General features: G+C 68.4%; 13 protein-coding genes. 6 read left to right on the top strand and 7 right to left on the bottom strand.

Annotated features, from left to right (window positions below):
* Positions 1-5 precede the first annotated feature (5 nt).
* Entirely contained in the window at positions 6-1,304 is a 1,299-nt protein-coding gene (locus AU194_RS01235; RefSeq protein WP_157575843.1) for an adenosylmethionine--8-amino-7-oxononanoate transaminase, read from the bottom strand.
* A gap of 92 nt (positions 1,305-1,396) precedes the next feature.
* Between AU194_RS01235 and AU194_RS01230 the strand changes: the two genes are divergently transcribed.
* From AU194_RS01230 to treZ, 4 genes are read left to right on the top strand one after another with little or no spacing between them, the layout of a single operon-like run.
* A complete protein-coding gene (locus AU194_RS01230; protein ID WP_059087382.1) occupies positions 1,397-3,547 on the top strand; it encodes an acyltransferase family protein in 2,151 nt (716 codons plus the stop codon).
* Positions 3,548-3,550: 3 nt separating this feature from the next.
* Positions 3,551-5,683 carry a glycogen debranching protein GlgX gene (gene glgX, locus AU194_RS01225; RefSeq protein WP_059087381.1) on the top strand — a complete coding sequence of 711 codons (2,133 nt, stop codon included), beginning with the start codon at positions 3,551-3,553 and terminating at the stop codon, positions 5,681-5,683.
* Positions 5,683-7,974 (top strand): malto-oligosyltrehalose synthase, encoded by a 2,292-nt coding sequence (gene treY, locus AU194_RS01220; RefSeq protein ID WP_059087380.1) that lies wholly within the window; start codon positions 5,683-5,685, stop codon positions 7,972-7,974. Before glgX ends, treY begins: the two co-directional genes overlap by 1 nt.
* Positions 7,967-9,706, top strand: coding sequence for a malto-oligosyltrehalose trehalohydrolase (gene treZ / locus AU194_RS01215; RefSeq protein ID WP_059087517.1), 1,740 nt, complete (start codon positions 7,967-7,969; stop codon positions 9,704-9,706). Before treY ends, treZ begins: the two co-directional genes overlap by 8 nt.
* Here treZ and ilvA read toward each other — a convergent pair.
* Together ilvA and AU194_RS01205 are read right to left on the bottom strand one after the other, a co-directional pair.
* Positions 9,703-10,983 (bottom strand): threonine ammonia-lyase IlvA, encoded by a 1,281-nt coding sequence (ilvA, locus tag AU194_RS01210; protein WP_059087379.1) that lies wholly within the window; start codon positions 10,981-10,983, stop codon positions 9,703-9,705. The two genes, treZ and ilvA, sit on opposite strands and share 4 nt — an antisense overlap.
* Before the next feature lie 40 nt (positions 10,984-11,023).
* Entirely contained in the window at positions 11,024-11,461 is a 438-nt protein-coding gene (locus tag AU194_RS01205) for a nitroreductase family deazaflavin-dependent oxidoreductase (protein WP_059087378.1), read from the bottom strand.
* An 87-nt stretch (positions 11,462-11,548) separates the two neighbouring features.
* Here AU194_RS01205 and AU194_RS01200 point away from each other — a divergent pair, with 87 nt between their 5' ends.
* A complete protein-coding gene (locus AU194_RS01200; protein ID WP_059087377.1) occupies positions 11,549-11,779 on the top strand; it encodes a hypothetical protein in 231 nt (76 codons plus the stop codon).
* Here the strand turns inward: AU194_RS01200 and AU194_RS01195 are convergent.
* Positions 11,776-12,189, bottom strand: a complete 414-nt coding sequence (locus AU194_RS01195; RefSeq protein WP_059087516.1) for an SRPBCC family protein — start codon at positions 12,187-12,189, stop codon at positions 11,776-11,778. The genes AU194_RS01200 and AU194_RS01195 overlap by 4 nt on opposite strands.
* Entirely contained in the window at positions 12,189-12,590 is a 402-nt protein-coding gene (locus AU194_RS01190) for a MerR family transcriptional regulator (protein WP_059087376.1), read from the bottom strand. The genes AU194_RS01195 and AU194_RS01190 overlap by 1 nt, the downstream gene beginning before the upstream one ends.
* Positions 12,591-12,647: 57 nt before the next feature.
* On the opposite strand from AU194_RS01190, the gene AU194_RS01185 reads away from it, so the two are divergent.
* Positions 12,648-13,085, top strand: coding sequence for a PPOX class F420-dependent oxidoreductase (locus AU194_RS01185; protein WP_059087375.1), 438 nt, complete (start codon positions 12,648-12,650; stop codon positions 13,083-13,085).
* Here the strand turns inward: AU194_RS01185 and AU194_RS01180 are convergent.
* Together AU194_RS01180 and dnaE are read right to left on the bottom strand one after the other, a co-directional pair.
* A complete protein-coding gene (locus AU194_RS01180) occupies positions 13,082-13,834 on the bottom strand; it encodes a hypothetical protein (protein ID WP_059087374.1) in 753 nt (250 codons plus the stop codon). The two genes, AU194_RS01185 and AU194_RS01180, sit on opposite strands and share 4 nt — an antisense overlap.
* Positions 13,835-13,897: 63 nt before the next feature.
* Positions 13,898-17,458, bottom strand: a complete 3,561-nt coding sequence (gene dnaE / locus AU194_RS01175) for a DNA polymerase III subunit alpha (RefSeq protein WP_059087373.1) — start codon at positions 17,456-17,458, stop codon at positions 13,898-13,900.
* Between the last annotated feature and the right edge of the window lie 2 nt (positions 17,459-17,460).

Raw genomic sequence — 17,460 nt, 5'->3', positions numbered from 1 at the left:
ACCGTTCAGGTTAGAGCACGCGCCACTCCGACCACCGCCGAGGTGATCTGCGCGACCTCCTCACCGGTGCAGATGTACGGCGGCATCACGTAGACGAGGTTGCGGAACGGCCGCAGCCACACGCGGTGGCGCAGCGCCGCGGCGGTCGCCGTCGCCACGTCCACCGGCCGGTCCATCTGCACGACCCCGACCGCGCCGAGCACCCGCACGTCGGCGACACCGGGCACCTCGCGGGCCGGGGCCAGCCCGTCGGCGAGCCCGCGTTCGATGGCCGCGATCGTGGTGCGCCAGTCCCCCGCCAGCAGCAGCTCGACGGCGGCGACCCCGACCGCGCAGGCCAACGCGTTGGCCATGAACGTCGGGCCGTGCATCAGCGCACCCGCGTCGCCGGTGCTGATGGTGTGGGCGATCTCCGCGGTGCACAGCGTCGCGGCCAGCGTCAGATAACCGCCGGTCAGCCCCTTGCCGACACACATGATGTCGGGCCGCACGCCGACGTGGTCGGCCGCGAAGAGCTCACCGGTGCGGCCGAAACCGGTGGCGATCTCGTCGAAGATCAGGAGCACGCCGTGCCGGTCGCACAGCTCCCGCAGGTCGGTGAGGTAGCGCGGATCGTGGAAGCGCATCCCGCCCGCACCCTGGACCACCGGTTCGACGATCACCGCGGCCACCTCGTCGGCGTGCTCGGCGAGCAGGCGTTCGAACGCCGCCACGTACTCCGGGTCGTGGTCCCGTGGCACCGGGGGCGCGAACACCTGACGGGTCAGCACGTCGGTCCACATGTCGTGCATGCCGCCCTCGGGGTCGCACACGCTCATCGGGGTGAAGGTGTCGCCGTGGTAGCCACCGCGCCACGTCATCAGCCGCGTCTTGGCGGGCCGCCCGGCCGCACGCCAGTACTGCAGCGCCATCTTCACCGCCACCTCGACCGACACCGACCCCGAATCGGAGAAGAACACGGTGTCCAGACCGGCGGGCGTGATCTCCACGAGCAGCTGCGCCAGCCGGGCGGCCGGTTCGTGGGTGAGGCCGCCGAACATGACGTGGTTCATCGTGGCCAACTGCGCGCTGATCGCCGCGTCGAGCACGGGGTGGCCGTGCCCGTGGATGGCCGTCCACCACGAGCTCATCGCGTCGATGACGTCGACGGGCTCACCTCCGTCGGGGTCGGCGATCGTGATCCACGCACCCTTGGCGGCCAGCGCCACGACCGGCGGTAACGCGCCTGCGCCGATGGTGCTGTAGGGATGCCAGACGTGCGCGGCGTCCAGCGCACTGATCTGTTCGGGGGTCAATGCGGGCACGGAATTCGACACTAATGCGTCCCCCCGCGGAGGCCCCCGGACTGTGCGCGGCATGAGGTGTGCGCCGTTAGCGGGTAAATTAGCCGCCGACCATGAACACCCTCGCCCCCCACCGGCCGGCGGCTGGCACCGACCCGGGTACCGTCCGGAACACCGCGACGGGGACCCGGTCCTCAGGTTTCTACCGCCACGATCTGGACGGTCTGCGCGGGGTGGCGATCGCGCTCGTCGCGGTCTTCCACATCTGGTTCGGCAGGGTGTCCGGCGGCGTCGACGTCTTCCTCGCCCTGTCCGGCTTCTTCTTCGGCGGCCGGCTGCTGCGCATGGTCCTCACCCGGGGCGGTCCGCTGCGCCCCGTCCCCGAGGTCACCCGGCTCATCCGCAGGCTGCTGCCCGCCCTGGTCGTGGTGCTGGCCGCCTCGGCGGTGCTGACCATCCTGATCCAGCCGGAAACCCGCTGGGAGACCTTCGCCGACCAGAGCCTGGCCAGCCTCGGGTACTTCCAGAACTGGGAACTGGCGATCACCGCATCGGACTACCTGCGGGCCGGTGAGACGGTCAGCCCGCTGCAGCACATCTGGTCGATGTCGGTGCAGGGTCAGTTCTATCTCGCCTTCCTGCTGCTGATCTTCGCCGTCGCGCTGCCGCTGCGCCGGGTGATCCGGCGGCACCTGCGGGCCGTGCTGATCGTGCTGCTCACCGCGCTGACCGTCGCCTCGTTCGTCTACGCGGTGATCGCCCACAACACCGATCAGGCCACCGCCTACTACAACAGCTTCGCCCGGGCGTGGGAACTGCTCCTCGGCGCGCTGGCGGGGGCGCTGGTGCCCTACGTCAAATGGCCGACGTGGCTGCGCACCGTCGTCGGGACCGTCGCGCTGGGCGCGATCCTGGCGTGCGGCTGGCTGATCGACGGCGTCAAGGAGTTTCCCGGACCGTGGGCGCTGGTCCCGGTCGGCGCGGCCATCGCGTTCATCCTGTCGGCGGCCAACCGCGGCCGCTCCGAGCGCCTGCCGCTGCCCAACCGGCTGCTGGCCACCAAACCCTTCGTCACCCTCGGGTCGATGGCGTACTCGCTGTACCTGTGGCACTGGCCGCTGCTGATCTTCTGGTTGTCCTACAGCGGGCACAACCGGGTGGACTTCTGGCAGGGCGCGGGCGTGCTGGCCGTCTCCGCGGTGCTCGCCTGGCTGACCATGCGCTACATCGAGGAACCGCTGCGCTACCGCGCGTCGGCGCCCGCGGTCACCGCGGTCCCCCTGCGCACCCGCATGCGCAGGCCGACGATCGTGCTGGGCTCGGTGGTCGCGCTGCTCGGGGTGGCGCTGACCGCGACGTCGTTCACCTGGCGTGAGCACGTGACCGTCCAGCGGGCCAGCGGTGCGGAACTGGCCGGGCTGAACCCGCGCGACTATCCGGGCGCCAGGGCGCTGGTCGAGAAGGTGCGCGTGCCGAAGCTGCCGATGCGGCCGTCGGTGCTCGAGGCCAAGAAGGATCTGCCCGCCAGCACCATCGACGGCTGCATCAGCGACTTCGACAACGTCGGGGTCATCAACTGCACCTACGGCGACAAGACCGCACCGCGCACCATCGCGCTGGCAGGCGGTTCGCACGCCGAACACTGGGTGACCGCCCTGGACCTGCTCGGCCGCATGCACGGCTTCAAGGTCGTCACCTATCTCAAGATGGGCTGCCCGCTGACCACCGAGGAGATGCCGCTGGTCATGGGCGACAACCGCCCGTACCCCAAGTGCCATGAGTGGAACTCGCGGGTGATGCCCAAACTGCTCGCCGACAAACCCGACTACGTGTTCACCACCTCGACGCGGCCGTGGAACATCAAGGACGGCGACGTCATGCCGAGCAACTACCTCGGCATCTGGGAAGCGTTGTCGCGCAAGAAGATCCCGATTCTCGCCATGCGGGACACCCCGTGGCTGGTGCGCGACGGCGAACCGTACATCCCCGCGGACTGCCTGGCCGACGGCGGCGACTCGGTGTCCTGCGGCGTCGAACGGTCCAAGGTACTGTCCGACCGGAACCCGACACTCGACTACGTCAAGAAGTTCCCGATGCTCAAACCGCTGGACATGAGCAACGCGGTGTGCCGCGAGAATTACTGCCGCGTGGTGGAGGGGAACGTGTTGATCTACCACGATGCGCACCACATCTCGGCCACCTACATGCGCACGATGACCGCGGAACTGGGTCGTCAGATCGCCGCCGCCACCGGCTGGTGGTGACGCATGGCCCCGCACTCCGTCTGGCCCGGTGAGGCCTACCCGCTCGGCGCCACCTACGACGGCGCGGGCACCAACTTCTCGTTGTTCTCCGAAGTCGCCGAACGCGTCGAGCTGTGCCTGATCGCCAAGGACGGCACCGAGGAACGCATCGGCCTCGAGGAGGTCGACGGCTACGTCTGGCACGCTTATCTGCCGACGGTCGCGCCCGGGCAGCGGTACGGGTTCCGCGTGCACGGGCCGTGGGATCCGGCGGCCGGACACCGCTGCGATCCGAGCAAGCTGCTGCTCGACCCCTACGGCAAGGCCTTCCACGGCGCCTTCGAATTCGGGCAGGCGCTCTACTCCTACGACATGGCCGCCGAGGACCTCGCCTCCGGCGGCACTCCCCCGGGCATCGACTCGCTGGGCCACACCATGACCAGCGTCGTGATCAACCCGTTCTTCCAGTGGGGTTCGGACCACGCGCCGCGTACCCCCTACCACGACACGGTGATCTACGAGGCGCACGTCAAGGGGATGACCCAGCGCCATCCCGCGATCCCCGAGGAACTGCGCGGCACCTACGCCGGGCTCTGCCACCCGGCCATCATCGACCACCTGAAGTCACTGAACGTCACCGCGATCGAGCTCATGCCGGTGCACCAGTTCATGCACGACCACCGGCTGCTCGACCTCGGACTGCGTAACTACTGGGGTTACAACACCTTCGGCTTCTTCGCCCCGCACAACGAGTACGCCGCGACCAAGTACGCCGGCGGTGCGGTCGCCGAGTTCAAGGCCATGGTCCGGACATTCCACGCCGCCGGTATCGAGGTCATCCTCGACGTCGTCTACAACCACACCGCCGAGGGCAACCACCTCGGGCCCACCGTGAACTTCCGCGGCATCGACAACGCCGCCTACTACCGGCTGCTCGACGACGACAAGCGGTACTACAAGGACTTCACCGGAACCGGCAACAGCCTCAACGCCCGCCATCCGCACACGCTGCAGCTCATCATGGACTCGCTGCGGTACTGGGTGCTGGAGATGCACGTCGACGGGTTCCGGTTCGACCTGGCTTCCACGCTGGCGCGCGAACTGCACGACGTCGACCGGCTCAGCGCGTTCTTCGACCTCGTCCAGCAGGATCCGGTGGTCAGTCAGGTCAAACTGATCGCCGAACCGTGGGACATCGGCGAGGGCGGTTACCAGGTCGGCAATTTCCCAGGTTTGTGGACCGAGTGGAACGGGCAATATCGCGACACTGTGCGTGATTACTGGCGGGGCGAGCCCGCAACCCTCGGCGAATTCGCCTCCCGGCTCACGGGGTCATCGGACCTGTACGAGGCCACCGGACGGCGACCCAGCGCATCGATCAACTTCGTGACCTGTCACGACGGGTTCACGATGCGAGACCTGGTGTCCTACAACGAAAAACACAACTTCGCCAACGGCGAGGACAACCGCGACGGCGAGAGCCACAACCGGTCGTGGAATTGCGGGGTGGAGGGCCCCACCGACGATCCGGAGATCAACGCGCTGCGCGACAAGCAGATGCGCAACATGCTCGCCACGCTGATGGTCAGCCAGGGCACGCCGATGATCGCCCACGGCGACGAGATCGGCCGCACCCAGCAGGGCAACAACAACGTCTACTGCCAGGACTCCGAGCTGTCGTGGATGGACTGGTCGCTGTGTGAGACCAGCGCCGACCTGCTGGAATTCACCCGTAAGGTGGTCGCGTTCCGCAAACGCCACCCGGTGTTCCGGCGCCGCCGGTTCTTCGAGGGCAAACCGATCCGCAGCGGCGACCAGGTCCGCGACATCGCGTGGCTGACACCCGCGGGCTCGGAGATGACCCCCGAGGACTGGGGTGCGGGGCTGGGCAGCTGCGTGGCGGTGTTCCTCAACGGGGAGGCCATCCCGACACCCGACTCCCGCGGCGAGCGCGTCGTCGACGATTCGTTCCTGCTGTGCTTCAACTCCCACGACCACGTCCAGGACTTCGTCACCCCCGACGGTGACTACGCCCAGATGTGGACCGGCGACCTGGACACCGCCGACCCGGCCGGCGAGACCGACGTCGTGGTCCCGGCCGGCGAGAAGATCACGCTGCAGCCGCGCTCGCTGCTCGTTCTGCGGAAGACGGCGTGATGGCGCCCCGGCCCGTGCTGTCGACCTACCGGCTGCAGATGCGCGGTGACGCGTTCACCCTCGCCGACGCCGAGGAGCTGGTCGACTATCTCGACGACCTCGGCGTCTCCCACCTGTACCTGTCCCCCATCCTCACCGCGGTCGAGGGCTCCACCCACGGCTACGACGTCACCGATCCGACGACGGTGTCGGCCGCACTCGGCGGCGCCGACGCGCTCGCGTCGCTGTCGGCGGCGGCCAAGGCCCGCGGGCTCGGGCTGGTCGTGGACATCGTGCCCAACCACGTCGGTGTGGACGATCCGCAGCAGAACCGGTGGTGGTGGGATCTCCTCACCCACGGCCGCGAATCGCAGTACGCGGACTACTTCGACGTGGACTGGACCGCCGATCCGGACGGGCGCATCCTGCTGCCCGTCCTGGGGTCGGATTCCGACGTCGCCGATCTGACCGTCGACGGGGACACCCTGCGCCTCGGTGACCTGGTGTTCCCGGTCGCACCCGGCACCGGTGAGGGTGCAGGCCCCGAGGTGCACGACCGCCAGCACTACCGGCTGATCGGCTGGCGAAACGGCATCTGCGGATACCGCCGGTTCTTCTCGATCACCTCGCTGGCCGGGCTGCGCCAGGAGGACCCCGCGGTCTTCCAGGCCACCCACTCCGAGGTCAAGCGGTGGTTCACCGACGACATCGTCGACGGCATCCGCATCGACCACCCCGACGGTCTGTCCGATCCGCCCGGCTACCTGAGGTGGCTGCGTGACCTCGTCGGCCCGCAGGCCTGGATCGTCATCGAGAAGATCCTTGCCGTCGACGAGCCGCTGGACCCGACCCTGCCGGTCGCGGGCACCACCGGCTACGACGCGCTGCGCGAGACCGGTGGGGTCTTCATCGACCCGGCCGGCGCCGAGGCGCTCACCACGCTCTACGAGACCACCGGCGCCGACTACGCCGCGATGCCGAAGGCCGCCCGCGCGCTGAAGGTCGAAGCGGTCACCACCACGCTGGGCAGCGAGCTGGCACGCCTGTGCCGGACGGTTGTCGCCGCCACCGGTCAGGACCACCCCGACCTGCCGACCGCGATCGCCGCGGTGATCAGCAACCTCGGGGTGTACCGGTCGGACTATCCGGCTCTGTCGATGGTCCTGCCGATGGCGATCGCCGAAACGCTCTCGGAGCAGCCGAGTTTCGCACCGGCGCTGGAGATCTTCGCCACCGCGGTCGCGGGCAGCCGGGAGACCGCGGTGCGGTTCCAGCAGCTGTGCGGGGCGGCCACCGCCAAGGCCATGGAGGACTGCCTGTTCTACCGCGACGCCCGTCTGGTGTCGCTCAACGAGGTCGGCGGCGAACCGGAGTGGTTCGGGGTGTCGCCTGCCGAGTTCCACCAGCGTGCCGCCGCCCGCGCCGCGCTGTGGCCGCAGGCGATGACCACGCTGACGACCCACGACACCAAACGCGGTGAGGACGTGCGCGCCCGCGTCGGGGTGCTCTCACAGGTGCCGTCGCTGTGGGCGCAGTACGTCGAGGCGTGGACGCAGCGCACCCCGCCGCCCGACGCCGCGACGGGACTATTCCTGCTGCAGAACATGTTCGGGGTGTGGCCCACCAGCGGTGCGGTCACCGACGAGCTGCGGCAGCGGTTGCACGCCTACGCCGAGAAGGCGATCCGCGAAGCGGCCGTCCACACCACGTGGAACGACCAGGACAGCGAGTTCGAATCCGGTGTGCACACCTGGATCGACAGCATCATCGACGGTCCGGTGGGCACCGAACTCACCCGACTGGTCGAACAACTCGACCCGCACGCCCGCACGGACAGCCTCGGCCAGAAGCTGCTGGCTCTGACCGGGCCGGGGGTGCCCGACGTGTACCAGGGCACCGAGCTGTGGGAGGACAGCCTGGTCGACCCGGACAACCGCCGTCCGGTCGACTACGCGCAGCGCCGCACCGAACTGAAGACGCTGCAGCATCCCAAGTTGCGGGTGGTGCGCGCCGCACTGCACGCGCGCCGCGACCGGCCGCAGACGTTCCTCGACGGCGGATACACCCCGGTCCTGGCGCGCGGCGCGGCCGCCGACCACGTGGTGGCGTTCCTGCGCGGTGACGACGTGCTCACCGCCGTCACCCGCCACACCGTACGGCTGCACGAAACCGGTTGGGGCGACACCGAAGTCGCACTGCCCGCGGGTACGTGGACCGACCGCATCACCGGAAAGGCGTTCAGCGGCACCGTCGCCGCCGCCGATCTGTTCGCCGAACTGCCCACCGTCCTGCTGGAGCGTGACCATGCCTGAATTCGCGGTGTGGGCGCCACGGCCCGACCGGGTGCAACTCGACGTCGACGGGACGCTGCACCCGATGACACGAGGTGAGGACGACTGGTGGCGTGCTGAGGTGGACGCCGCCCCCGACGCCCGCTACGGCTTCGTCCTCGACGACGATCCGAAGATCTTGCCGGATCCGCGCTCGGCCCGCCAGCCCGACGGGGTGCACGAACGTTCCCAGCTGTGGCAGCCCGCGGCCGACGCGTGGACCGACGACGCCTGGGCCGGCCGCGCGATCGAGGGCGCCGACAAGGGCCAGGTGATCTACGAACTGCACACGGGGACGTTCACCCCGGAGGGCACGCTCGACGCCGCGATCGGCAAGCTCGACTACCTGGTCGACCTCGGCGTCGACTTCGTCGAACTGATGCCGGTGAACGCGTTCGGCGGCACCCACGGCTGGGGCTACGACGGGGTGCTCTGGTACGCCGTGCACGAACCCTACGGCGGCCCGGACGCGCTGATCCGGTTCGTCGACGCCTGCCACGGCAAGGGGCTCGGCGTGCTCATCGACGCCGTGTTCAACCACCTCGGACCGTCGGGCAACTACCTGCCGAAGTTCGGGCCCTACCTGTCGTCGGGCAGCAACCCGTGGGGTGAGTCGATCAACATCGCCGACGCCGAGGCCGACGAGGTCCGCCGCTACATCCTCGACTGCGCGCTGCGGTGGATGCGCGACTTCCACGCCGACGGGCTGCGCCTCGACGCGGTGCACGCACTGGTCGACACCACCGCCATCCACATCCTCGAGGAACTGTCCGCCGAAACCGACGCGCTGGCAACAGAACTCGGCAGGCCGCTGTCGCTGATCGCCGAGAGCGACATGAACGACCCGCGACTGATCACCCCGCGCGAGCAGGGCGGCCTCGGCATGACCGCGCAGTGGGACGACGACATCCACCACGCGATCCACGCCGCGGTCTCGGGTGAGACGCAGGGCTACTACGGCGACTGGGGCACCATCGAGGCGCTGGCGCAGACGCTGCGCGGCGGGTACTTCCACGCGGGCACGTACTCGTCGTTCCGCCACCGCCGCCACGGCCGCCCGCTGGACACGACCGCCATCCCGGCCACCCGCCTGCTCGCCTACACGCTGACCCACGACCAGGTCGGCAACCGGGCCGTCGGCGACCGGCCGTCGCAGAACCTCGACACCGGTCAGCTCGCGGTCAAAGCGGCGCTGGCGCTCGGCTCGCCCTACACCGCGATGCTGTTCATGGGTGAGGAGTGGGGTTCGTCGTCACCGTTCCAGTTCTTCAGTTCCCATCCGGAACCGGAGCTGGCACGGGCGACCGCCGAAGGCCGCAAGAAGGAGTTCGCCGAACACGGGTGGGACGCCGACGAGATCCCCGATCCGCAGGATCCGCAGACCTTCCTGCGGTCCAAGCTCAAGTGGGACGAGATCGACGAGGGCGACCACGGCCGGCTACGGCAGCTCTACCGCGAGCTGATTACATTGCGGCACAACGAATCCGACCTCGCCGATCCGTGGCTGGACAATCTGCGCGTCGACTACGACGAAGCGGCGAAGTGGATCGTCATGCACCGGGGTGCGCTGTCGATCGCGTGCAACCTCGGCACCGACGCGGCGACGGTTCCCGTCAGCGGTGAGGTGGTGCTGGCGTGGGGCGACCCGACCGCCGAGGGTGAGGGCACGCGACTGGACGGCCACTCGTTCGCGGTGGTGCGGCGCGCCGGCTAGAGCAGGTAGCGGTAGGCCGGCGAATCGGGTTCCAGCGCCTCGACGTGCATGTCCGAGCTGCGCATGCGGGTCAGCAGCCCGTCGAAGTCGGCGGCCGAGCCCAGCTCGATGCCGACCAGCGCCTCGCCGGTCTCCCGGTTGTTGCGCTTGACGTACTCGAACAGCGTGATGTCGTCGTTCGGCCCGAGCACCTCGTCGAGGAACCGGCGCAGCGCGCCCGGCTCCTGCGGGAAGTCGACCAGGAAGTAGTGCTTGAGGCCGAGATGCACCAGCGACCGCTCGAGGATCTCGCCGTAGCGGGAGACGTCGTTGTTGCCGCCGGAGATCAGGCAGACCACGGTCGAACCCGGTTCGACGTTGGCCTCGAGCAGTCCGGCCACCGACAGCGCGCCCGCCGGCTCGGCGATGATGCCTTCGTTCTGGTACAGGTCGAGCATGGCGGTGCACACCGCACCCTCGTCCACCGTGGTCAGCGACACCATGTCACCCGCGGCCTGTAGGGCGGCGAACGGCAGCCGGCCCGCGCGGTTGACCGCGGCGCCGTCGACGAACTGGTCGACGTGGTCGAGGGTGACCGGCTCCCCCGCCGTCAGCGCCGCGATCATCGATGCCGCGCCCGCCGGTTCCACGCCGAGCACCGCGGTGTTCGACGTGCGCTCGGCGAGGTAGGTGGTGATGCCTGCGATGCAGCCGCCGCCGCCCACCGGGACGATCACCAGATCCGGTTCGGCGTCGAGGTCGTCGAGGATCTCCGGGGCGATCGTGCCCTGACCGGCCATCGTGCGGATGTCGTCGTAGGGCGGCACCAGCGTGGCGCCGGTGCGGGCGACGTCGTCGATCGCGGCCGCGGCGGCCAGGTCGTAGGTGGCGCCGACGGCGATCAGTTCGATGAAATCGCGGCCGTGGTAGCGGATCCGGTCACGCTTCTGCTTGGGGGTCTTCGCCGGGACGTACACCCGGCCCTTGATGCCCATCGTCCGGCACGCCAGCGCGAAACCCTGGGCGTGGTTGCCCGCCGACGAGCAGACCACACCCGCGGCGATCTCGGCGTCGGTGAGCTGCGAGAGCAGGTTGAACGCGCCGCGCAGTTTGTAGGAGCGCACGGCCTGCAGGTCCTCGCGCTTGAGGTAGACCTGCGCGCCGGTGATCTCGGAGAGCCGCTCGGAGAACTGCAGCGGCGTGCGGATGACCACGTCGAGAATTCGCTGAGCGGCCTCGTCGATGCCGGCCGCGGTGATCGGCGACGTACGGGGGGCTTGGCTCAGTTCGGCGGACACCGGTCAATGGTGCCACTGCCCCGTTTCGAGAGGGAAATTCTCACTCCACCGGGGTGAGCACGAACACGGGAATCTCCCGGTCGGTCTTCTTCTGATAGTCGGCGTAGTCGGGATAGGCCTCGACGGCCCGCTCCCACCACTGCGCCTTCTCCTCCCCGAACACCTCGCGTGCGTCGTACTCCTTGGTGACGGTTTTGTCCTGGAGTTCCACCCGCGGGTTCTGCTTGATGTTGAAGTACCAGACCGGGTGCTTGGGCGCGCCGCCCAGCGACGCGACGACCGCGTACTCGCCCTGGTGCTCGACCCGCATCAGCGGCGTCTTGCGGAGCTTGCCGCTCTTCGCGCCGACGGTGGTGAGCAGGATGATCGGTCTGCCGTTGAGTTCGGTGGCCTCTGTCCCACCCGACTCCATGTACTTCTCGGCCTGTTCCCGGGCCCAATCCGATGTGCTGGGTTCATATTCTCCGATGAGTGGCATGAAACCAGCTTAGGCGGGTACAAGTCAGTCGTCCTGAACCTGAGTTTCGGTTAGCCGAAAACTTTGTTGAGAGGTATCGTTGACACTATGACCACGGCAGGCAACTTCCGCTCGACCGTCGCTCGCGCGGCGTGCGACGTGAGCGTCGCCGGGGTTCCGTGGCCGGCCTACAAGGTGATCGCGCTGCTCGCCGGTTTGGCCACCTTCCTCGTGGTCGGCGCCTTCACGATGAGCGCCGCACCCGCTGTGCTGTCCGCAGCGGGTATCGCCACGGTCAGCTGGGTCGGTTTCGGCCTGGTCTGCGCCAGCCGCCGTTAATCCTCGACCAGGTCGCGCAGCGTCTCCAGGTCGGCGAGCACCGCGGCCGCATCCGCCTCGAACTCCTCGTCGGACATCCCGGCCCGCCGCCGCAGGCTGAACACCACTTCGCAGCGCGGCTCCCCCGGTCCGGCGGGCACCACGCGCAGCGGGTTGTACACCGCCTCACCGTCGGGCAGCCGGACCAGATGGTCGAGTACACCGAACGCGTTGGGCGGGGAGAACTCGACGACGACCTCGCCCATCGGCGAGTCGGCCACCCAGCCCTGCGGGCCCTGCCGCAGATCGCCCGACGCCAGACCGGCCGCCCACCGCGGCCACGTCTGCGGATCGGCCGTGAAGTCGTAGACCGTTTCGGCAGCCGCCTGGATCCAGACCGCGATGTGCCGGGACTCGGTGTCGTTGTGCATCACGCCATCGTCTCGCATTGGTCGACGGGCGCGTGGATGCCGCAGGTGCAGTCGTCGAGCGAGGGACACGTGCACCGCATCCCCCACTCGACGACCTCGCGCGCTCGTCTCAGCGCGTCGATCTGAGCGTCGATCTCGATCAGCTTGGCCGCGCCCAGTTCGCGGCTGGCCAACCGGCCGGGACCAGTGTCGGCGAACAGCACCGCGATCTCGTCCAGCCGGAAGCCCGCCACCTTGCACAACCGGATCACCTCGATCCGGGTCAGCGCCGATGCGTCGTAGCGGCGCTGCCCCCCGAAGCGCCGGGCCGCGGACAGCAACCCGACCTGCTCGTAGTACCGCAGCGTCGTCGCCGCGACACCCGTGCGGCGCGCCACCTCACCGATCGTCAGATCCGCCACCGTCGGCTCCTTCCCGGGGTTGACTTCGAGTCGACTCTAAGTCGTTGACTGGCAACCATGGACGCCCTCGCCGCACTACGCCGGTCCCGCTATGCACTGCTGCGGTCCTACCGCCGCGACGGCACCCCGGTCGACACCCCGATCTGGTTCCACCTCGACGGTGCGACGCTGGTCTTCCGCACCAAGATCGGTCCGAAGACCACGCGGATCAGCCGCAATCCCGGCGTCGAGGTCCGCGTCTGTGACCACCGCGGTCGGGTCAGTGACGACGCCCCGGCGTTGGCCGGCCGTGCGACGATCCTGCGCGGAGCGGACGCGCAGTCCGCGAACCGCGCGCTGCACCGGCGCTACGGCTGGCAGTACAACATCGTGCCGCTACTGAGGATCCCCGGCGTCCGTAACGTGCACAGCGGGTTGCCGCTGCGGGAGAAACTGCGCAAGGCCCGTGACCGCGGCGTGTGGGAGGACAGCGCGATCGTGCGCGTCGAGTTCTAGGTACGCACCGGACCGGTCGCCGGCCGAGAGCGCAGGATGCCGACGATTCGGTCTCGCAACGCATCTGCCAGCACCGGCTGCGCGTCCGCGTCGAGCTCGTCCAGCGTCCGCGCGGCCGCCTGCAACATCGTGAGGTCTCGGCCCGGGAGCGCCGTCAGGAAGGCGACCGGATCGAGTGGGCCGACGTCGGCGACTTCGGCGTATCGCTGGAGGACATCCCACCATCGCCGCAGGCACGCCCTCTCCTCGAGCAGCTGGAACGCCGGCCACTCGACGTCCGACCCGGCCAAGCACAGCCGCATGGCGGGGCCGTCGTGCAGTGGGTGACCGTGTTCGCCGTGTTCCCGGAACAGCACCTGCACCTGGAAACACGTCTGTGGCACAGCGGATGTCGAGGTGAACGAGATGCGGTGCCAGTACCCGCCGAGCGGACAGCTGTAGACCACGCCCTGTATGCCGGGCAGCGGATCACCGGGTGGTTGCGTCACCGATCCGCCGCCCGGGTCGACGAGCATCTGCCCGTCGACCGACCATCCGACATAGGGATGGCCCGAATGCTGGAATGACAACGTGACCGTCTGAGTGAAGGTCTGCTGCCATCCGATCCAGATCCCGTGGCGACACGGTCTCGGGTGCCGGTCGTAGTCCTCGGTCACCAGGTGGCCGCCGGTGACCGTTCGGACATCGCTCTCGACTACCAGCTCACCGGCCATCGGGTCCCCCTCACCGTCGTGATCGCAGTAGGTCACCTACCGCCGATTGTGAGTCCCGGTGCGGGCGAAGGGGGCGGATCAACAGAACCCGCCTCCAATTCAGCCGCCGAGGCAGCCCGGGCCCAGCAGGGCCTTGAGGTCACCCATGAGCGCCGACGACGGTGTCACCTGCAGCGACTGGTCCAGCTCCAGGGTGGTGATCCGCTCACCATTGATCAGCCGGAGGTGCACCTTTGACGTCCCTGGATGGTTGGCCAGCACCTGTTTGAGCGCGGTCACCTTGTCGACCGTGCACTGCCGGGTCGGCAGGCTGACCGCCAGCGGCCGGTCGGCCTGGGCGCTGGAGAAGTCGGGGACCACGAGTTCGTGGGCGATCAGCGCGATGCGGTCGTCGCGGGCGGCGACCTTGGCCTTCACCAGCACCACCACGTCGTCGGCGATCTCCGCGCCGAACACCGAGTACGTCTGCGGGAAGAACAGCACCTCGATACCGCCGGTGAGGTCCTCCAATTGCGCTGAGGCCCAGGGCAATCCGTTCTTGTTCACCCGGCGGTTCACCGACGCGAGGATGCCGCCGACGAGCACCTGCGCATCGTTGGCGACGTCACCGTCGAGGATCGCCGGGATCTGCGTGTCGACCTGGTTGGCGAGCAGGTGCGCGACCCCGTTGAGCGGATGCCCGGACACATAGAGGCCCAGCATTTCCCGTTCGAGGGCGAGTTTGTGCTTGTCCTCCCACTCCTCGTCGGGCACCTTGATGCTGAACACCGAATCTGTGGCCGTGTCCGCGCCGCCGAACAGGTCGAACTGACCCATCGCCTCGGCTTTCTTGGTCCCGAGCACCGAATCCACCGCATCGGTGTGGATCAGGAAGAGCCCCTTGCGGGGGTGCCCGAGGGAGTCGAACGCGCCGGCCTTGATCAGCGACTCCGTCACCTTCTTGTTGCAGGCGGCGATGTCGATCTTGTTGAGGTAGTCGGAGAAGTCGGTGTACTTACCCTTCTCGGTGCGCGTGTTCACCAGCGAGGCAACGACATTGGCGCCGACATTGCGGACCGCGCCGAGGCCGAACCGGATGTCGTTGCCGACGGAGGCGAAGTTCTGCACCGACTCGTTGACGTCGGGCGGCAGCACCGTGATGCCGAGGCGGCGGCAGTCGGCCAGGTACACCGCGGCCTTGTCCTTGTCGTCGCCGACGGAGGTGAGCAGACCCGCCATGTACTCGGCCGGGAAGTTGGCCTTCAGGTACGCCGTCCAGTACGACACCAGCCCGTAGCCCGCGGCGTGCGATTTGTTGAACGCGTACCCGGCGAACGGAAGGATGGTGTCCCACAGGGCTTTCACCGCACCTTCGGAGAACCCGTTGGCGGTCATACCCTCCCGGAAGCCCTTGTACTCGGCCTCGAGCACCTCGAGCTTCTTCTTGCCCATGGCCTTACGCAGCGCGTCGGCCTTGCCCATCGTGTACGAGGCGACCTTCTGGGCGATGAACATGATCTGCTCTTGGTAGACGATCAGGCCGTAGGTCTCGGAGAGGATCTCCTTGAGCGGTTCCTCGAGTTCGGGGTGGATCGGTTTGATCGGCTGGCGGCCGTTCTTGCGGTCGGCGTAGTCGTTGTGGGCGTTCATGCCCATCGGACCGGGGCGGTACAGCGCCAGCACCGCGACGATGTCGTTGAACTCGGTGGGCTGCATGCGGCGCAGCAGATCCCGCATCGGGCCGCCGTCGAGCTGGAACACCCCGAGGGTGTCGCCGCGGCCGAGCAGTTCGTAGGCCTTCGGATCATCGAGGGCCAGCGATTCCAGATCCAGGTCGATGCCGCGGTTGGCCTTGATGTTCTCGATGCAGTCCCCGATGATCGTCAGGTTCCGCAGCCCGAGGAAGTCCATTTTCAGCAGGCCGATGGCCTCACACGACGGGTAGTCCCACCCGGTGATCACCGCACCGTCCTGCGGGCGGCGCCACAGCGGGATCGCGTCGATGAGCGGTTCGGAGCTCATGATCACCGCGCAGGCGTGCACGCCGGCGTTGCGCACGAGGCCTTCGAGCCCGCGGGCGGTCTCGTAGATGGTGCGCACGTCGGGGTCGGTGTCGATCAGCGCGCGGACCTCGGCAGCCTCCTTGTACCGCTCGTGGGTGGGGTCGGTGATGCCCGACACCGGGATGTCCTTGGCCATGATCGGCGGCGGCAGCGCCTTGGTGATCCGGTCGGCGATCGCGAAACCGGGCTGGCCGTAGTGCACGCGCGCCGAATCCTTCAGCGCCGCTTTGGTCTTGATGGTGCCGAAGGTGATGACCTGGGCGACCCGGTCACTGCCCCACTTGTTGGCGGCGTAGCGCAGCATCTCGCCGCGGCGACGGTCGTCGAAGTCGATGTCGATATCGGGGGCGGACGGGCGTTCGGGGTTGAGGAACCGCTCGAACAGCAGCCCGTGCGGGATCGGATCGATGTTGGTGATGCCGAGGGCGTAAGCCACCAGCGAACCGGCCGCCGACCCGCGGCCGGGACCGACGCGGATGTCGACGGACTTCGCGTAGTTGATCAGGTCGGCGACGATGAGGAAGTACGACGGGAAACCCTTGTCGCAGATGACCTTGATCTCGTAGTCGGCGCGTTCGACGTACTCGCCCGGCACCGCCCCGCCCGCGTGCTTGAAGCGGCGTTCCAGCCCCGCCATCACCTCGTGGTGCAGCCACGTCGCCTGATCGTGCCCCTCGGGGACGGGGAAGATCGGCATCCGGTCGCGCGGGGTCCACACGTCGGCGTAGGACTGCACGCGCTCGGCGATCAGCAGCGTCGAATCGCAGGCGCCGGGGACCTGACCGTCCCACAGCGCGCGCATCTCGGCCGCGGACTTCAGGTAGTAGCCGTCCCCGTCGAATTTGAAGCGGGTGGGGTCCGAGAGGGTCTTACCGGTCTGGATGCACAGCAGCGCCTCGTGGTTCTGCGAGGCGTCGCGGGTGACGTAGTGGCAGTCGTTGGTGGCCAGCGGCGGGATCCCGAGCTTCTTGCCGACCTCGAGCAGTCCCTCGCGGACGCGGCGCTCGATGTCGAGGCCGTGGTCCATGAGTTCGAGGAAGAAGTTGTCGGGGCCGAAGATCTCCCGCCACTTCGCGGCGGCCTCCAGCGCCTCGCGGTCGTGGCCGAGGCGCAGCCGGGTCTGCACCTCGCCCGAGGGGCAGCCCGTGGTGGCGATGATGCCCTCGGCGTGTTCGGCGATGATCTCGGCGTCCATGCGGGACCACTTGCCGAGCTGCCCCTCGAACGAGGCCAGCGACGACAGCTTGAACAGGTTGCGCAGACCCGTCGCGTTCTCGGCGACCATCGTCATGTGGGTGTAGGAACCGCTGCCCGACACGTCGTCGGACTTCTGGCTCGGATCGCCCCACAGGACGCGCTTGGTGTCGAAGCGCGACGCGGGTGCGATGTAGGCCTCGATCCCGATGATCGGTTTGATGCCCGCGTCGGTGGCCGCGTTGTAGAACTCGCTGGCGCCGAACATGTTTCCGTGGTCGGTCATGCCGATCGCGGGCATCTCGAGGCGTTGTGCCTCCGCCAGCATCGGTTTGACCTTGGCGGCACCGTCCAGCATCGAATACTCGGTGTGGTTGTGCAGGTGAACAAAAGACCCCGAGGACCGACCGTCTGAACCACTCATAG

It is taken from the genome of Mycobacterium sp. GA-2829 (genome assembly GCF_001499965.1).
Taxonomy (GTDB): domain Bacteria; phylum Actinomycetota; class Actinomycetes; order Mycobacteriales; family Mycobacteriaceae; genus Mycobacterium.
This window is presented reverse-complemented; position numbering and strand designations above follow the sequence as displayed.

Coding starts and splice junctions, on each gene's coding strand:
- AU194_RS01230 (WP_059087382.1), top strand. CDS start 1,397: ATGAACACCCTCGCCCCCCACCGGCCGGCGGCTGGCACCGACCCGGGT.
- glgX (WP_059087381.1), top strand. CDS start 3,551: ATGGCCCCGCACTCCGTCTGGCCCGGTGAGGCCTACCCGCTCGGCGCC.
- treY (WP_059087380.1), top strand. CDS start 5,683: ATGGCGCCCCGGCCCGTGCTGTCGACCTACCGGCTGCAGATGCGCGGT.
- treZ (WP_059087517.1), top strand. CDS start 7,967: ATGCCTGAATTCGCGGTGTGGGCGCCACGGCCCGACCGGGTGCAACTC.
- AU194_RS01205 (WP_059087378.1), bottom strand. CDS start 11,461: ATGCCACTCATCGGAGAATATGAACCCAGCACATCGGATTGGGCCCGG.
- AU194_RS01200 (WP_059087377.1), top strand. CDS start 11,549: ATGACCACGGCAGGCAACTTCCGCTCGACCGTCGCTCGCGCGGCGTGC.
- AU194_RS01195 (WP_059087516.1), bottom strand. CDS start 12,189: ATGCACAACGACACCGAGTCCCGGCACATCGCGGTCTGGATCCAGGCG.
- AU194_RS01185 (WP_059087375.1), top strand. CDS start 12,648: ATGGACGCCCTCGCCGCACTACGCCGGTCCCGCTATGCACTGCTGCGG.
- dnaE (WP_059087373.1), bottom strand. CDS start 17,458: ATGAGTGGTTCAGACGGTCGGTCCTCGGGGTCTTTTGTTCACCTGCAC.